The 15,677-nt window shown below is 37.8% G+C and carries 14 protein-coding genes; 10 read left to right on the plus strand and 4 right to left on the minus strand.

Annotation, left to right across the window (positions count from 1 at the left end; translation table 11 throughout):
- Nucleotides 1-128: 128 nt before the first annotated feature.
- Complete coding sequence (locus tag BWD42_RS05435) at nucleotides 129-536, minus strand: DUF3592 domain-containing protein (protein ID WP_217699999.1); 408 nt, start codon at nucleotides 534-536, stop codon at nucleotides 129-131.
- A 180-nt stretch (nucleotides 537-716) separates the two neighbouring features.
- Between BWD42_RS05435 and BWD42_RS05440 the strand changes: the two genes are divergently transcribed.
- Nucleotides 717-1,298 carry a Crp/Fnr family transcriptional regulator gene (locus BWD42_RS05440; protein ID WP_077433896.1) on the plus strand — a complete coding sequence of 194 codons (582 nt, stop codon included), beginning with the start codon at nucleotides 717-719 and terminating at the stop codon, nucleotides 1,296-1,298.
- On the opposite strand, the gene BWD42_RS05445 is transcribed toward BWD42_RS05440, so the two are convergent.
- Entirely contained in the window at nucleotides 1,299-2,327 is a 1,029-nt protein-coding gene (locus BWD42_RS05445; RefSeq protein WP_077433898.1) for an LLM class flavin-dependent oxidoreductase, read from the minus strand. It abuts the gene before it with no gap.
- Between the two features lie 507 nt (nucleotides 2,328-2,834).
- On the opposite strand from BWD42_RS05445, the gene BWD42_RS05450 reads away from it, so the two are divergent.
- From BWD42_RS05450 to BWD42_RS05480, 5 genes are all read left to right on the plus strand, one after another.
- Nucleotides 2,835-3,296 (plus strand): hypothetical protein, encoded by a 462-nt coding sequence (locus BWD42_RS05450; protein ID WP_139351028.1) that lies wholly within the window; start codon nucleotides 2,835-2,837, stop codon nucleotides 3,294-3,296.
- A gap of 919 nt (nucleotides 3,297-4,215) precedes the next feature.
- Nucleotides 4,216-5,190 carry a helix-turn-helix domain-containing protein gene (locus BWD42_RS05465; protein WP_077433906.1) on the plus strand — a complete coding sequence of 325 codons (975 nt, stop codon included), beginning with the start codon at nucleotides 4,216-4,218 and terminating at the stop codon, nucleotides 5,188-5,190.
- 270 nt (nucleotides 5,191-5,460) lie between these two features.
- Nucleotides 5,461-6,513, plus strand: a complete 1,053-nt coding sequence (gene rsgA, locus BWD42_RS05470; RefSeq protein WP_077433908.1) for a ribosome small subunit-dependent GTPase A — start codon at nucleotides 5,461-5,463, stop codon at nucleotides 6,511-6,513.
- Between the two features lie 357 nt (nucleotides 6,514-6,870).
- The gene (locus tag BWD42_RS05475) at nucleotides 6,871-7,548 is read left to right on the plus strand and encodes a hypothetical protein (RefSeq protein WP_077433910.1); all 678 of its coding nucleotides are present in this window, start codon (nucleotides 6,871-6,873) and stop codon (nucleotides 7,546-7,548) included.
- A 25-nt stretch (nucleotides 7,549-7,573) separates the two neighbouring features.
- Nucleotides 7,574-8,254, plus strand: coding sequence for a carboxypeptidase-like regulatory domain-containing protein (locus BWD42_RS05480; protein WP_077433912.1), 681 nt, complete (start codon nucleotides 7,574-7,576; stop codon nucleotides 8,252-8,254).
- 362 nt (nucleotides 8,255-8,616) lie between these two features.
- Here the strand turns inward: BWD42_RS05480 and BWD42_RS05485 are convergent, their stop codons facing one another.
- On the minus strand, nucleotides 8,617-9,228 hold the full coding sequence (locus tag BWD42_RS05485; protein WP_217700000.1) for a suppressor of fused domain protein: 612 nt from the start codon (nucleotides 9,226-9,228) through the stop codon (nucleotides 8,617-8,619).
- A 404-nt stretch (nucleotides 9,229-9,632) separates the two neighbouring features.
- Nucleotides 9,633-9,998: a winged helix-turn-helix transcriptional regulator gene (locus tag BWD42_RS05490; protein ID WP_077433914.1), complete on the minus strand. Its 366-nt coding sequence runs from the start codon at nucleotides 9,996-9,998 to the stop codon at nucleotides 9,633-9,635.
- Nucleotides 9,999-10,126: 128 nt separating this feature from the next.
- Here BWD42_RS05490 and BWD42_RS05495 point away from each other — a divergent pair, with 128 nt between their 5' ends.
- The 4 genes from BWD42_RS05495 to BWD42_RS05510 all read left to right on the plus strand — a co-directional run bounded on the left by BWD42_RS05495 (nucleotide 10,127) and on the right by BWD42_RS05510 (nucleotide 15,641).
- Entirely contained in the window at nucleotides 10,127-10,918 is a 792-nt protein-coding gene (locus tag BWD42_RS05495) for an SDR family oxidoreductase (protein WP_077433916.1), read from the plus strand.
- 21 nt (nucleotides 10,919-10,939) lie between these two features.
- A complete protein-coding gene (locus BWD42_RS05500) occupies nucleotides 10,940-11,257 on the plus strand; it encodes a hypothetical protein (protein WP_077433918.1) in 318 nt (105 codons plus the stop codon).
- A 306-nt stretch (nucleotides 11,258-11,563) separates the two neighbouring features.
- Nucleotides 11,564-12,439, plus strand: coding sequence for a phosphotransferase (locus BWD42_RS05505; protein ID WP_217700001.1), 876 nt, complete (start codon nucleotides 11,564-11,566; stop codon nucleotides 12,437-12,439).
- Between the two features lie 340 nt (nucleotides 12,440-12,779).
- Nucleotides 12,780-15,641: a response regulator gene (locus BWD42_RS05510; RefSeq protein WP_217700002.1), complete on the plus strand. Its 2,862-nt coding sequence runs from the start codon at nucleotides 12,780-12,782 to the stop codon at nucleotides 15,639-15,641.
- Nucleotides 15,642-15,677: the final 36 nt, after the last annotated feature.

A 15,677-nucleotide genomic window follows, 5' to 3' on the forward strand; every position in this document is an offset into this window, starting at 1 on the left:
GTTGAAGTTTTATTAAGCGATTAGTACGGTATTCATTTCAAATGGCATAGGAAAAAAGTCCATAATTTTTAAGTGCTTAAACGGAAAGCGGTTTACGTTCCTCAAATAGAGCTATTGGAATAGTTTGGTTATGAAAAAATAAATGTTGCTGCGATAAAATACCCACCTCCAATAACTAATAATGGAAGTGCTATTGATAGCAGAAGCAATGTCCATATAAATACTCTGAAGTAACTATACAAAACTACTTTCGACGGATCGGTAGGATCATAGATGACAATTGTTGTCTCCCCAATTTCCCAGGTTGGAGGACCGTTTCCTTCGGCTAATTCGTAAGTAATTAACTGATCATCTTTTGTACGAAAAGTGAAGATCGGCGCAAATACTTCGCCTTCTGATTCGTACCTGTGCAGTTCAATAACAGTTGCAATAGTTTTTTCTCCATTTTTTAGAAATACCATTGTATTGCGGAAGCTAAATATTGCCAGTAAAAGGAACACTATACCTATTCCCAGGATTATATAATATTGCCACATAGGTTTATTTTTAATTTGTTCCACTTTTTAATTATTTTATTATATCTAATTGATAAATAAACATTAACGAATATAAACAATTTTCGAAAAGTCAATCAAAGCCGAAGACTCCAAACAAATAAAATTTCATAAAAATGAAAGAAGGTATATTTACTTTTGTGTCAGGTAAAACAACGGCTCATGTACGATACTTTAATCAACTATGTCAATTCGCGGGCCTCCAGACCCCTAACCTTAGATGAAATCGGGATCCTAAAAAATAATTTTGTCCACCGCAGAATCAAAAAACGTCAGGCATTTTTGCAGGAAGGTGAGATATGTAATTACATGGGATTTCTTGTTAAAGGTGCTATGAAAAAATACAGTATAGATGCGAAAGGTACCGAGCACATCATGAGCCTTTATATTGAAGGCTGGTGGGTCGGTGATCGTGAAAGTTTTGCAAAAATCACACCCTCCGCATTCAATATAGAAGCTTGTGTAGATACTGATTTGCTTATCTTGACCAAGAACGCCGCAGCGGAGGTATTTTCCCTTCCAATCATGAATGAACTTACACGCCGATTGGACGAAAATTATTCTTATGCAAGCCAAAAAAGGATCAATGCCGCCCTAAGTATGACGGCTGAAGAACGCTATAATATGCTTATTGATAGCTATCCTGAATTTACACAGCGATTTCCACAGCAGCTGATTGCATCTTATCTAGGTATTACCAAAGAAACGCTGAGCAGAATCAGGTCCCGGGCAGTCAAAAAATAATCAGGATTGATTTACAAGGGGAATTACCTTTGTTCCGATTAATTCAATAGCTCTGAATATATCGTCCTTGCTCAGTCCTGGGTTATCCATCTGAAATGTAAATCTTGAGATACCACCCAATGCCTCACTATGCCGCAATATCTTTTCTGCAACTTCTTCGGGGTTGCCAATAACATAGGCGCCAGCCGGCTCAGCTTGGGCTTCAAACATTTCCCTTGTGGGCGTCGACCAGCCTCTCTCCTTTCCAATTTTGCCCATCATTTCCTGATATCCCGGAAAATAGAGATTTTTAGCTTTCGATGTTGTATCCGCAACAAAACCGAGTGAATGTAATCCTACTTTAAGCTTCTCCCGAGGATGCCCGGCTTTTTCTCCGGCCTCATAATATAAATCTATCAAAGGCCGAAAGCGATGGGTTTCACCACCGATGACGGCGACCATTAATGGGAGCCCCAGTTTTCCGGCGCGAATAAATGATTGTGGCGTGCCTCCTACTCCTATCCAGACAGGTAGCTGATCCTGCACCGGCCTCGGATATATTGCCTGTTGTATGAGCTCTGCCCGGAATTTGCCCTTCCAGGTTACTGTTTCGTGATCACGTATTTCAAGGAGCAATTTGACTTTCTCCTCAAAAAGTGCGTCATAGTCCTGTGTGTTGAATCCAAATAATGGGAAAGCATCAATAAATGATCCTCTTCCGGCTACAATCTCAGCCCGCCCTTTAGAAATAATATCCAATGTTGCATATTCCTGGAATACTCTTACCGGATCTGCCGCACTCAGTACAGTAACGGCACTCGTTAGACGGATATGCTGAGTTCTGGCTGCCGCTGCCGCCAGTATGACTGCCGGTGATTCATCTAAAAATTCTTTTCTATGATGTTCCCCGAGCCCGAAGACATGTAATCCTGCCTGATCTGCAAATGCTATCTTTGACAACAGGGCTTCCATGGCTGTCATATTCTCCTCTGAGCTCAATCTACCATTGTATGCCCCGGTAGCTATAAAACTATCTATTCCTATTTCCATAATTACTGATTTAATCTGAGAGAATTCAATTATTGAAAACTATTCAAAGTTCAATTTTTCCGATCGCTTAAAACGATGATCTAGATCAAAAAAGTTTTTTTTATTTCGAGCCCTATTACTTATTCTCAAATTCGGCCTTATCTGGAAATTTGATGAAATCAAAATGGATCTGCAATTTGTCCCATTTTTTTAATACGAGCGCATGGACGACCTTAGGAGCGGAAGGTTATATACCATTCCGCCGTCCATAAGGATTTCCGTTCCGGTCATGAAGCTTGCCACATTGTTATCTGACAGATAAATAACGGCTTTGGCAACATCTTCAGCAGTTTAGTAACACTTTGTTGTCCTCTCTACCGAAGTAAAATTTCCAGCCGAAATCCGTACGCGGATCGACGTACTTACCGAGCTGTTTTTTTGATCTAGCCATAATTTTTATGAATTGGTTATCAGTCAAATATACAATGATAAATTGAAAATACTAATTATATTAGTATTTTTGTTTTTATGAAACCGTTAGAAGTTCACTGCCGTAATCGTATCATGTTCGTGAAAATGACTATAGCGGATAAAGGGATGGGTATGCGTGATTATTATCTGTATGGAAAAAATGGCAGATCATACTATATCTTCAGAAGGTCGCAGGGTATCTGGGAATTGGTCGACGGTGTCATGCCGGACGATGTTCGGGAGGCCTGTATCGACGCACTCATTCTGAGATACGACCACGATTCACCCGAGCTGTTTTATAACAGCGGTAAACGAAATATCGTTAGGATAAGCGCTAAAAAAGCAAGTATCTGGCATGTGTATGTTAATACTACCTATGTGGCTTCCATTCAATATGACCAATTTTCAAAGAAGTTTAAATATCATCTGGAGGATGATACAGCACTGACCGATGACCATATAAAAAAGTACATTGCTATGATACAGCGTGGAGAAATAAAATGGAAGAAAAATCGATGAAGTCAATAGTATTTGAGTGTTGGGGAGACGATGTAATCGCTCTCCCCTTTTTAAAATAATCTTTTCCACTTGAAGGTACAATAATTATTCCCTTTTTATTAAACATTGATAAACTTCATTCAAAAATATAGCTAATTCCCATTTAATTTAAAGTTTTCTATAACAAATAAAGCTAGTATGTTCTTTGTAAAAAGGCATTTGGTATTGTGTTCTGATCTCGCTTCAAATATTTCAACATCGAAACCTATTTTTTTCAGTTGTAAAGCTAGTATTGGCCCAGCTAAGCCAGCACTGATAATGAGTACTTTTTTATGCATTGTTTTCCTCCTTTATTTTTAATCCGGGCAGCAGTAATAAGTTCAATGCAAAAAAAATGAAAACGCGCACATAATTTAAATTACGCCATTGAGCTGCTTTTTCCTGCAAGTTTATATCAAGGGTATCGCTATATGGTAATTGCTGGAATTCCGTGATAAGGGGCGCGAAATACATTAATGTCCATATCCGAACTGCAATATGCGCAACAAGAACCGGTAATATCAACTTCCTACGGGTCTTTATCCTCCAGTTAAAAATCAAAGCTGTAATAAATATCGATTCATGAATTCCATGGGTTATTATCCAAAACATTTTAAAATCCAGCCCGTAAGGTTTTTGAAAAAAGATAAATGAAGAAGGCGGAGCTGATGTCCATGCAGGTACCATTATAGCAGTTTCCCATAACTGGGCTCCATTCATTATAAAGTATGCGCAGATTGAATAAAATAGCCATCGAGTAGCTTTCGGGTATTGGTATGTATTTCCCATTTGTATAAACTTTTTTAAATTTACTTCTTACATTATCTCACTTAGCAAAAGTACCGCGCTGTCAAAGAATGCGCTTGCAAAAAAAGGAGTTAAAATGGTAAATTAGGGTGCAATGGGATTTGAACTGAAAAATGATAAAAAGGCTTTTAAAATAGCCTTTGAAGAGAATGATCTTGGTGATCATGGTTTTAAAGAAAACACCTTTAAAACGAATATCCCTTTCGGACAATTAACTGCTAAACAATGGCTTTTTGACGGTATTAAGATCTTATATTCCGAAACTGACCTTGATAAACCGACCGAATTGGATTGGAAAGGAGATTCTGAACTGGTAACCATGCACTTTAATTTGCAAGGAAGAACATCAATAGTACAGAATGGCATGAGCAATTCCTTTGAATTAAATGCTAATCAGCACAATTTATTCTATGGAACCAAGGCTAATGGTAAAATGAAATTTGATGGTTTGCAGATGAAATCATTTATGGTGCAATTTCAAAAAGACTCTTTTTTAACAATATCAAAAGATGGAAACGAATCCCTAAAGCGGTTTGCTGATAAAATAGTTTCGGGAACTCCGGTTGCTTTTTCAAATTCTAGTCTAAATATTGACCTGCCAATACAAACCTGTATCCACTCGATTTTGAAATGTGATTATTCCGGAGGGTTAAAGAGACTGTTTCTTCTTTCGAAGACCATTGAGCTGCTTGTTTTGCAAGCAGAGTCTTTAAATAACCTTCAGGATTCAACATCAAGATACATAAAACACGATTATGATAAAGAAAGAATTGTATATGCCCGTGATTATCTGGTTAAAAATATCGGGGCACCCCCAACGTTGATAGAATTGGCGAGAATAGCCGGGGTAAATGAATATAAACTAAAACGAGGGTTTAAGGAAATATTTAATCAAACTGCTTTTTCCTATTTAGCTGACCTACGTTTGGATCTGGCAAAAAATGAGCTATTGGAGGGCAAAAAGCAAGCCACTGAAATAGCATTTGAATTGGGGTACTGTTCCTTACAGCACTTCAGTAAGGCGTTCAAGAAAAAGTTTGGCATGGCGCCAAGTAAAGTCAGACGATAAGGTTGGGTAAGTTACAAAAATCCAAAGCAACTTCTTCTTAAATAACTGATTAACGTATTGAATTAAATTTTTATATCTTTGTATCTTATGCAAAGACAACTATTCACATATTATAGTTTGACGATTGGAATGATTGCCTAATTCCGGGTGTCTTGTTTCTAAATCATCGGTTTGGTAGTTTAAGTATTACCAAAGGCGTTTATATGGAACAAACCATTCGGATGACAGAGAATTAAGCAATTTTATTTCATCATTTTAAATTATTAAGAAGTGAATAACTTATCATTATATGGTTGGAACGACACGCTGTTCCAACTCAAACAAGCTTCACAATATAAACATCTTTTTCATGGCCGTGTGGCTACGGTAAACAAAACCAATTATGAGGTCGTCGCCGAGAGTGGTCGGCTGTTGTGCGAACTGGCAGGTAATATGCTTTATGGACGACCATCGTTTGAACTTCCCTGTACCGGTGACTGGGTTATTTTTCAACCTTTTGAAGATACCAAAGGAATAATCGTTGATGTTCTGCCACGCATGCACACACTTTACCGAAGAAAGAGTGGCACGCAGGCCGATAGGCAAGCTATAGCATCCCATGTTGACAAGGCGTTTATTGTACAAAGCCTTGATGCCAATTTCAACGTTCGCCGAACGGAACGATTTATGGTCCAGATTGTGGAAGAAAACATTCATCCGATATTGATCCTCACTAAATCGGATTTGGAATTCAATCGCCATAAAGTAGAGGAATCGCTGAAACATATAAGACGTCAAATGCCAATACTTTTCACCAGCATGCTATCTCCTGAAACAATAGATCCGTTGCGAAAATTTATCAAGCAGGGAGAATCTATCGTATTTGTGGGATCATCTGGAGTCGGAAAAAGCTCTTTGATCAACGCCCTTTGTGAACTGACCATATTTTCGACCTCTGAGGTAAGCAAATCATCGGGTAAAGGAAGACATACCTCGACCCGAAGGGAAATGATATTGATGAAGGATGGTGGAGTTTTAATAGATACGCCTGGTGTTAGGGAATTTGGTTTAGCCTCAGACAATTCTGAAACATTAGCAGAGATATTCGAGCTTGCTGATTTTGCAGAATCCTGTCGTTTTGAAAATTGTAAACATGTAAGTGAACCTGGCTGTGCTGTCAAAGAAGCAGTAAACAATGGCCTGTTAGAACCTGAAATATACAATAGTTACCTCAAGCTGCAGAAAGAATCTTGGCATTTTTCTACTTCGGAGCATGAAAAACGCAAAAGGGATAAATCTTTCGCCAGAATTTTAGAAGAGGTTAAGAAAATGAAAAAACGTTAACCATTTACGCATTACAGGTATTCTTCTTCATAGTTGAATACCTGTATTATGCAGTCTATTCATCATGAAGCAATACAGCTATTCCCCTTTGTCTTAAAGGTATATCTTCTAAAATATCTTGTTCATTCTTCTTTTTAAAATTCAGTTCTTTATCAGAGGGAGACTTATCACATTAGTGTTCAAGGCGACAGATTTTAATATTGAACGAATATATTCATGAATAAAGATCATTTAAAAAAGATGATTGGAAAATTGCAGATTATTATCACAAAAATTATTTTATGCGACGTCATTTGAAAAGTGCGACATCACAACTAAAATTATATATTTGCAACTTCAAACAATTTATTAACATTTATGAAATTAAAATTAGCCTATTTAATGCTCTTGTCGTTAGCATTTGTATCTTGTAAGAAAACCAATGAGGTAGAAATGTCGCTCTCTAATAGTGGAAAACTTAGTTACAGATTAACCGACGCAAATGGTAAAGGTCTGTCTAATGTCAAGGTATCCTTGTTCGATCACTTGGATAGCTATTATGTAAGCAACAGTATCTTAATAGATGAGCGTCGTACCGACGGAAACGGTCAAGTTGATTTTGGCGATCTAAATCCGAAAAGTTATCTAATAGTCGCTGATTCGGCGAAAGTAAATAATGTAAATTATATTGTTCGAGATTATGTTCAGGTCACTACCGGTATGACAAGGAATAAAGAGACCAAAGTGACAGACTTTTCAGGAACCTTAGTCGTTAAAGTAACCTCCTATTACACGAATCAACCTGCAAAAAATGTAGGTGTCCTTATTATTCCTGCTAGTAATTACGAATATGAGCAATATATTTCAAAATCCTTAGCCACCGCAGAATTTAAAGGTGTGACCGGCGAGAATGGTATCGCTACATTTAAGATTGCATCTGGCAAAGATTATGTTGTCTGCCTCTACAATACAACAACACTTTCAAATGTTAGCTCGGGTACAACGTCCGTCCAAAAAGGTACGACGAGGAACTATTTTGCAGGTTTTTATCAATAAATAGCTGATAGGAAACTTTAATGATATGAAAGGCTATTTTTTTATTGTGCTCACGCTGTTGATTGCAACCGTCTCCTGTAAAAAGGAAGTCATTGTCAATCTGGTAGAAGGTGAAACTACGGGAAAGCTAAACTACAAATTAACAGACGATACCGGTAAGGGATTGCCTGGCCTCAACGTTTACCTTTATGACCCTGGGAGCAAACAAGAACTTAATTTACGGATAGATTCAGCCATTACGAACAGTGATGGCGAAGTCTCTTTTAGTGATTTGTTACCTAATAATTATCAACTAAAGACTGATATCAAATTAAATAACAATGATTACAGCATCGATGAATATGTACAGATTACAGCGGGTGTAGAACGTAAAAAGACAACAAAGGTAACCGATTTTTCGGGTACCCTCAAAATTCGTTTACTCTCGTACCAAAACGGTACCCCTATTCATGGCCATGGGGTTGTCGCATTTCCTGTCGATAAGATCCATGTCACCTCTGATAATGTCGCTGATGTAGTAAAAAGTTCGACGCTAAAGGGGCTCACAGACAAAAATGGATACGTAAGCCTAAAAGTACCTGCCAACAAAAGTTTTGATTTTATTGTTCACCACACGCTCTACGGTAACTATGGCTGGGGATATGGCACTCACCAAGTAGCAAAGGACCGCACGATAGATATAACGCTTTACAGCAGCATTCTTTAAAGCATTAACATTTCTCTTACTTTAATTCCATGGTTTTGGAAGGCGATATATAGCTTATTGTTACCATTGGTATCCTATCGATACGGAGAAGCAGGCCATGCTCCTTACTCCAGTCAAATGTAGCAACTTCAAATAACCTTTTTCAGCCAATTGGTATACCAATTGGCTGAAAAAGGTTTTAATCTTTTCGTATCTAATTAAGGCCTTATTCCTTCATAGTCAAGCCTCTAATTCGTCCAAATATTTCCATATTCATTTCTATTCACAACCAAAGGATATGGGTAATGTGCATCAAGTTTTTTGAATTTGTTTAGGACTATAGGATTTTCTGAACTTGATTGAAGGCAAGTGATTCATTTACTTTATCCAGAAATTCGCTCTCTATGAATATTATAAAAGTCAAATTTTGGATGTTTCCAAAATTTTTCTAATCCGAGTTTCGAAATTACATCAATTTCCGTTGCATATATGGGATAAATACCTTTGATATAAATCTTATATCCTGCACCAATATCAATATTTTCATAGTTTCTTTTGTCTCTAAAAATCGAGGGAGCAAATACTAAAAATCCATCCATTTCGGAATCATTAGCAATCTTTTCTCTAAAATCGATAGGATTTCCATAGGAAAAAGGGCATTTATTTCGCAACCAGTTCGCTAAGTAACCCGACACTCTCCCCCAGGCAAAATCATCTGATCTTACGGTTAATGTAAGTTCAGGCCTGCCATTTCGCCAATCGGGATGATTACCCAGGGAAAGCCCATATGTAAATGAGGTAATCATGCCCTTTTCAGGTGTATTCTCGTAAACGATCGTTGTAACCCCCGGAAGACCTTCATCTAAACTGTCTTCCTTAAACAAAAGCGGTGTTTTCTTAAATACACTATTCAAATGATTTAAGTATTGCTCGGCAGGTGTTTTCTTTTTTTGAAATAGTTTCTTGAACATTTTTTCATTACCTATTTTTAACACCGGCTTTAATAGCCGGCTTGTCATTAATATAACGAAGTTTCAGCAACAAACCCAAACGATTTCCCACTTTTTTGATCCTACATTCTAGGTTGAATGGATTTTATTTAGGAAGAAGACTTCTCCTAGCTTATTGGAATCGAATAACAGTACGACAGAATAATAAGGAACTATTCTCAAAAGACCTTGGGATCTCCAGCTATGCCTTTGCCTTATTTCCTGAGGAATTATATTGGAATCTGAAAGAAGTCATAAACCACTAAAGAGATGGGAAATTAAAGTGAAAGGTATTATCTGTAGAAAATATTTAGGGTACTCTAGAAATCAATACAGGACTACCGAACGAGGACTGATGCAACGCGAAGGCGTTAACCTATCTGTCATTATTTTGACAGTAGTGATTTATATTAACTTTCCGAATTAAAACGATTTAAAATCACAGAACGCAGTCGTTCTTGATGCTCATCGCCCCAGTTGCCCAATACGGAAATAACGGGAATCAAAGTCTTGCCGAATTCGGTAAGACTATATTCTACTTTTGGAGGTACCACGGGGTATATTTTCTTTGTAATCAGTCCGTGATCTTCCAGCTCCTTCAACTGGATATTTAAAACCCTGCGCGAAGCATCTGGAATCTTACGCTGCAATTCGCTTGGTCGTTGATATCCCTGATCAATAAACCAGAGCAAACGTATTTTCCATTTACCGTAAAGTACTTCACCGATCAGATCAAGACCACAGTTCAGGTTCGGAATTATTTTTCTCTCATACATATTCCAAAATTAAAGGTATGTTCCGATTTGCACAATAGGGGAATAATTTATCCCTATATGAATCGTATTTCCGTACTTGTGCCAACTGTTTTTATAGCCCAATTTTGTCCTATAAACAATTCGTAAAAATGGAACAATTCAATTTCAACAATGAGTTATCAGGAAAGATAGCCTTGGTGACCGGCGGTACAAAAGGTGCCGGAAGAGCAATTGCAGAAAGACTGCTACAGGCTGGAGCAACGGTGATAATAACCGCAAGAAACGCACCTGAGAAAGAAAACAGTAACCTGCATTTCATCGCATCCGATTTGAGTAAAGAAGAAGGTGCCAAAAAAATAGTCAGCGAAGTACTTACTAACTATGGAAGATTGGATATTTTGATAAACAATCTTGGTGGATCATCACCCCCCGCCGGCGGCTTTGCGGCACTCAGCGATGAGGATTGGGAATCCACACTACAGGCTAATCTTTTGGCTCCGATTCGTCTGGACCGAGGATTTTTACCGCAAATGATCAATCGGAAAACCGGTGTTATCATCCATATCGCTTCAATTCAGGGCAAATTGCCTCTATATGATTCGACTTTGCCGTATGCCGCAGCAAAGGCGGGACTACGAAACTACAGTAAAAGTTTATCGAATGAAGTGACTCCCAAAGGTGTTCGTGTACTGACTGTTTCGCCTGGATGGATCAATACTACAGCATCAGAAGCATGGCTGGGTGAAATTGCAAGAAACGCCAACAGTACGGTAGAAGAAGCGCAAAAGGGTGTAATGGATGCATTGGGTGGAATCCCCTTCGGAAGACCCGCTGAACCTAAAGAGGTGGCTGAACTCGTTGGTTTCCTTGTTTCACCGAGAGCCAGCTATCTAACAGGAACTGAATATATAATCGATGGTGGAACAGTACCAACAATTTAATATAATTTAAAAATAGAAAATATGAACTTACCTACAGTAATCTCCGAGTTAGTAAAAACGCAGAACAATTTCGATAGCACCGCCTATGCCCGATGCTTTACAGAAACTGCCGTAGTCTTTGATGAAGGCAAAACCCATAACGGAAAAGCGGAAATTGAACAATGGATAGATAAATCCAATAATGAGAATCAAGCTTCCATGAAGCCATTGGATTATGACGAAAAGGAAAATATTCTATCTGCGGAAATTTCTGGGTCTTTTCCCGGAAGTCCAGTTATTTTAAAATTCCACTTTCACTTGTCCAATGGGCTCATTCAATCACTAAATATTACTGGATAAAATCTTAAACAATCAGATTCAAAAAAAGCTGAAGTATTTGCTCCAGCTTTTTTGACATGATTTAACAAAGTATAGTGCAAAAGCTTTATTATCGCTTTTTCCAATATTATTTACTCTTGTTTGGAAATTAACCTATATTTGGCGCTCAGTGATTTAAAAAGGCCTTATTTTACGAACAGACAAGAAAACATGACCAATCAATTTCCGACAATAAACAGTACACTTTCCCCAAATGGACTTTGCAAACTTATTCAGGCTCAATATGGACTGAGCGACAGGTCAAAATGCACCATAATCAGGCTTGCAATGAATCATTTATATGCCGTACAGGATCGGGAGAAACTTTATGTATTTAGGGCTTATACGCATAATTGGAGGACAATACCGGAAATTGAAGAAGAGCTACGGCTACTAACTCATCTCAAGGAAAATGGAGGCCAAGTTGCTTTTCCCATTGCAGATCTTTCTGATAAGTATATCCAAGAAATCGAAGCTCCAGAAGGAAAAAGATTTGGTGTATTGTTTTCGTTTGCTAAAGGCAAAAAGACAGCAAAATTCTCCGAGGAAACAAGTTTCCTTATTGGGCAGGCACTGGCCAAAGTGCATTGTTGGGCTGAAAACTTTGAACTCAAAAGGATGTTATACAATGCGCAGAATATGTTGAAAGATCCAATTCAGAGGATAAAAAGGTTTTACAATAAAAATACGGACGAAATTCAATTCTTAGAAAATCTTTCTTCTTTTCTGATACTAAGAATGAATAGTCTCGACAGAGAGAACATGAGGTTCGGAAGTGTTCATCTTGACATCTGGTTCGACAATATGCACATTGACCAGCAAGAAGGGATCACATTTTTTGATTTTGATTTCTGTGGTAATGGGTATTTATGTTTCGATATTTCTTATTTTCTATTCCAGTTGCTCGCAACTCATATGGATGAACAGGAATATCAACAAAAAGCAGCTAGTTTCTTGCGGGGTTATGAAACGGTGGCAACAATAAGTGCCGAGGAAAAAAAATGCCTGGATTTTGCCTGTTTAGCGATTATGATCTATTACATCAGTGTACAATGCGATAGATTCGATTATTGGACGAATATTTTCCTGAATGAAGATCATTTAAAAAGAATGGTCGGAAACCTGAAAAGATGGATCTCCTATTGTAAAATTGAAATAGGATAGCTCTTAAAGAACGTCTGTTTTAAAGTTGAACATTATTTACGATAATCCATAACTAACAACTAAAATAACTCACTACCGCATATAAATTTCAGATATATCACGCTGAATTTTTCATCCATTACTGCAGAAACGCAATGAAACATTGAAGAAAAATGATTGTTAAACTCGATGAGATATTGCTGATTTGTTAGGGTTACAATTCTACTTTTTTAGTATCTTAATATTAAACTACCATCCAATGCCGAAAAAAATTATAAGAAATCTCCAGATAGGCCTAGTGCTGTTCTTAATAATGCTGATTGCGAGCTCTATAGCATCTTATATCAGCATACATAAACAGATGGAAAACAGGCAAAGCTTATTAAAAAGCAGGGAATCTATCAGCTTAATAAAAGATATCTTATACACCTTGTTGGATGCTGAAACAGGAAATCGTGGTTATCAGCTGACCGGCCGCGAAAATTTTCTTGAACCTTTAAATAAGAGCAGGAATGAATACCCGTTACTTGTTTCGAACAAAGATAGGCTTAGTCTTAAAGATAAACACCAGATTAATATTCTTAGTGAACTGTTATACACCTCAGACCTAATGATGAAAGGATACGACTTGTTCGTCGAGAATCGTAAAAAGGGAATATTAATGAGCCCGGAAGAACTCGCGCATAACAAAAGGGCTATGGATAAATGTCGAATGCTCGTCCGGGAATTTGTAAAACACGAAGAAGTTCAGCTTTCTATAAAAAATGAGAATCTAAATGAATCTTCCAAACGGACCGTTTTATTCATTATCTTTTCGGCCATTGCCGCCATTGGTGCTTCTGTTTTCGTTTATATACGGCTAAAATCTGACCTTATCCGCCGGGATAAGCTGGAAAAAGATCTGTTTTACACGAAGGAAATGCTTGAGGAAACAAATGCAGTTGCCCAAGTGGGAGGCTGGGAAGCCAATATGAAGACCGGAAAGGTCTTCTGGTCCCAAAGTACAAGAGAAATTCACAAAGTCAACAATAGTTTCCAGCCAACTTTTGAAAATGCCCTTGGATTTTACGAAGGAAAAAACGGAGAGCGAATAAGATATCTCATTAATAGGGCAATACAAGAAGGGATTTCTTTTGATGAAGAACTTCAGCTTCTGCGTGATGACGGCGTTACGATCTGGGTAAGAGTAAAAGGTATTCCCGAATTTAAAGGTGATATTTGCATCAGGGTCTTTGGAATTATTCAGGACATTGATGCCTTCAAAAAAATGTTTCTGGAAGTTGCCCAAAAGGAAGCTATGATGCAGTCCTTTGCCCATGATGTTCCCATTCCTTTGGCCATGTTTGATAAAGCCCTTAACTACGTTGCTGTAAGTAGCAGATGGAAAGATGAATTTGGTATGAATAATGTAGATCTTATCGGCAATAACCTATTTACAATATCGCCCCATGTTCCCGAAGAAAGAAAGAAGATTTACATGGATGCACTTTTGGGAAAAACGTATAATGACGGGGATTTTGCGCTGAACGTTGAAGGAAAAGAAGAAATCCAGCATTATGACCTTAAGGTGGGGCCCTGGTATCTCACGACCGATGACATTGGAGGTATAATTATTTCCATTCAGAACATTACAAATGCCGTAAAAATAAATGAAGAACTGAAAAATGCTAAGGAAACTGCGGATATAGCCAGCAAGGCGAAATCCGAATTTCTGGCCAATATGAGTCATGAGATCCGTACGCCTCTGAATGGAGTTATCGGTTTTTCAGACCTCCTACTCAGGACACCGCTGAATGAAACACAAAAACAATATCTGAATTACATCAATGAATCAGGGGAAAACCTACTTAGCATCATCAATGATATACTGGATTTTTCTAAAATAGAGTCTGGAAAAATGGAACTTTTGATTGAAAAAAGTGATATATATGATATGTTAAGCCAAGTCATTAATGTTATTCTTTATCAATCCCAGAAAAAAAATATAGAACTCCTGCTCAATGTTGAGCCGGGCCTCCCAAAAATACTTTTCATTGATGAAGCAAGGTTAAAACAGATCTTGATCAATCTCCTGGGGAATGCTGTAAAATTCACTGAAAAGGGCGAGATCGAGCTAAAAGTAGAGAAATTGCGCATGAATGATAATACTATTGCTTTGCGCTTCTCGGTAAGAGATACAGGAATTGGCATTCCTGTTGAGAAACAAAAATATATTTTCGATGCCTTTACCCAAGAAAACAGTTCCATCAGCAAACGATATGGCGGCACGGGGCTCGGACTGACCATCTCAAACAATATATTAGGATATATGGGGAGCCGATTGTCGCTGACCAGCGAAATGGAAAAAGGTTCCGTATTTTTCTTTGATATTGAGGTGCCCTACGAAATTGCCGAACTGAGAGAAGAGGATGCAATGTCTATCAAGACAGCCTTAGTGGTGGATGATAATGAAACCAACAGGATCATTCTTGAACACATGCTTACTTATAAAAACATTAAATCTACCTTGGCCTCTAATGGTATGGAAGCGCTAGATCTCATGCTAAAAGGTGAACGGTTCGATGTAATCCTAATGGATTATCATATGCCTATTATGTCTGGTTTGGAAACAATAGATAAAATTATCGGGTTGTTAAGTCAGCGAAATGAGATTGCTCCATTTATCATACTTTCATCTTCTTCGGAAGAACTGGATATTTTTGCTTCAGTTAGGAAAATAGAAAATACGCATTTATTGTTGAAGCCTATAAAATCACATGATCTGTACAAAACCCTGAAAAAGGTAGACCAAAGCAGTGCAGTAGAAATTATTCAGGATGAGTCTGGGAAAGATCCGGATCTATTTGCCCCTGGATTAGAGGTGCTTTTGGTTGATGATAATCCAGTCAATATGGTGCTGAATAATAGGATCATGAAGTCTCTCGCCCCCAATGTACATCTAACAGAAGCTGCCAATGGTTTACAGGCTTTGGAAGAATGCAGTAAAAAGCAGTTTTCCATTATTATTATGGATGTACAGATGCCGATAATGAGTGGTATCGAGGCAACGCGAAATATTAGAATGTTGCCAGAATATCAACATATACCTATCATAGGCGTTACAGCTGGTAATGTGCTGGGTGAAAAAGAAAAATGCCTTGAATCAGGTATGAATGACTTTCTTCCCAAACCTATACGACGGGCAGACCTTCTTGAAGTACTAAAAAAATATATTAGTCTTTAATACTTATGAAAAAATGCACCTCGAATTCTTTTAATT

This window comes from Sphingobacterium sp. CZ-UAM, assembly GCF_002000245.1.
Taxonomy (GTDB): domain Bacteria; phylum Bacteroidota; class Bacteroidia; order Sphingobacteriales; family Sphingobacteriaceae; genus Sphingobacterium.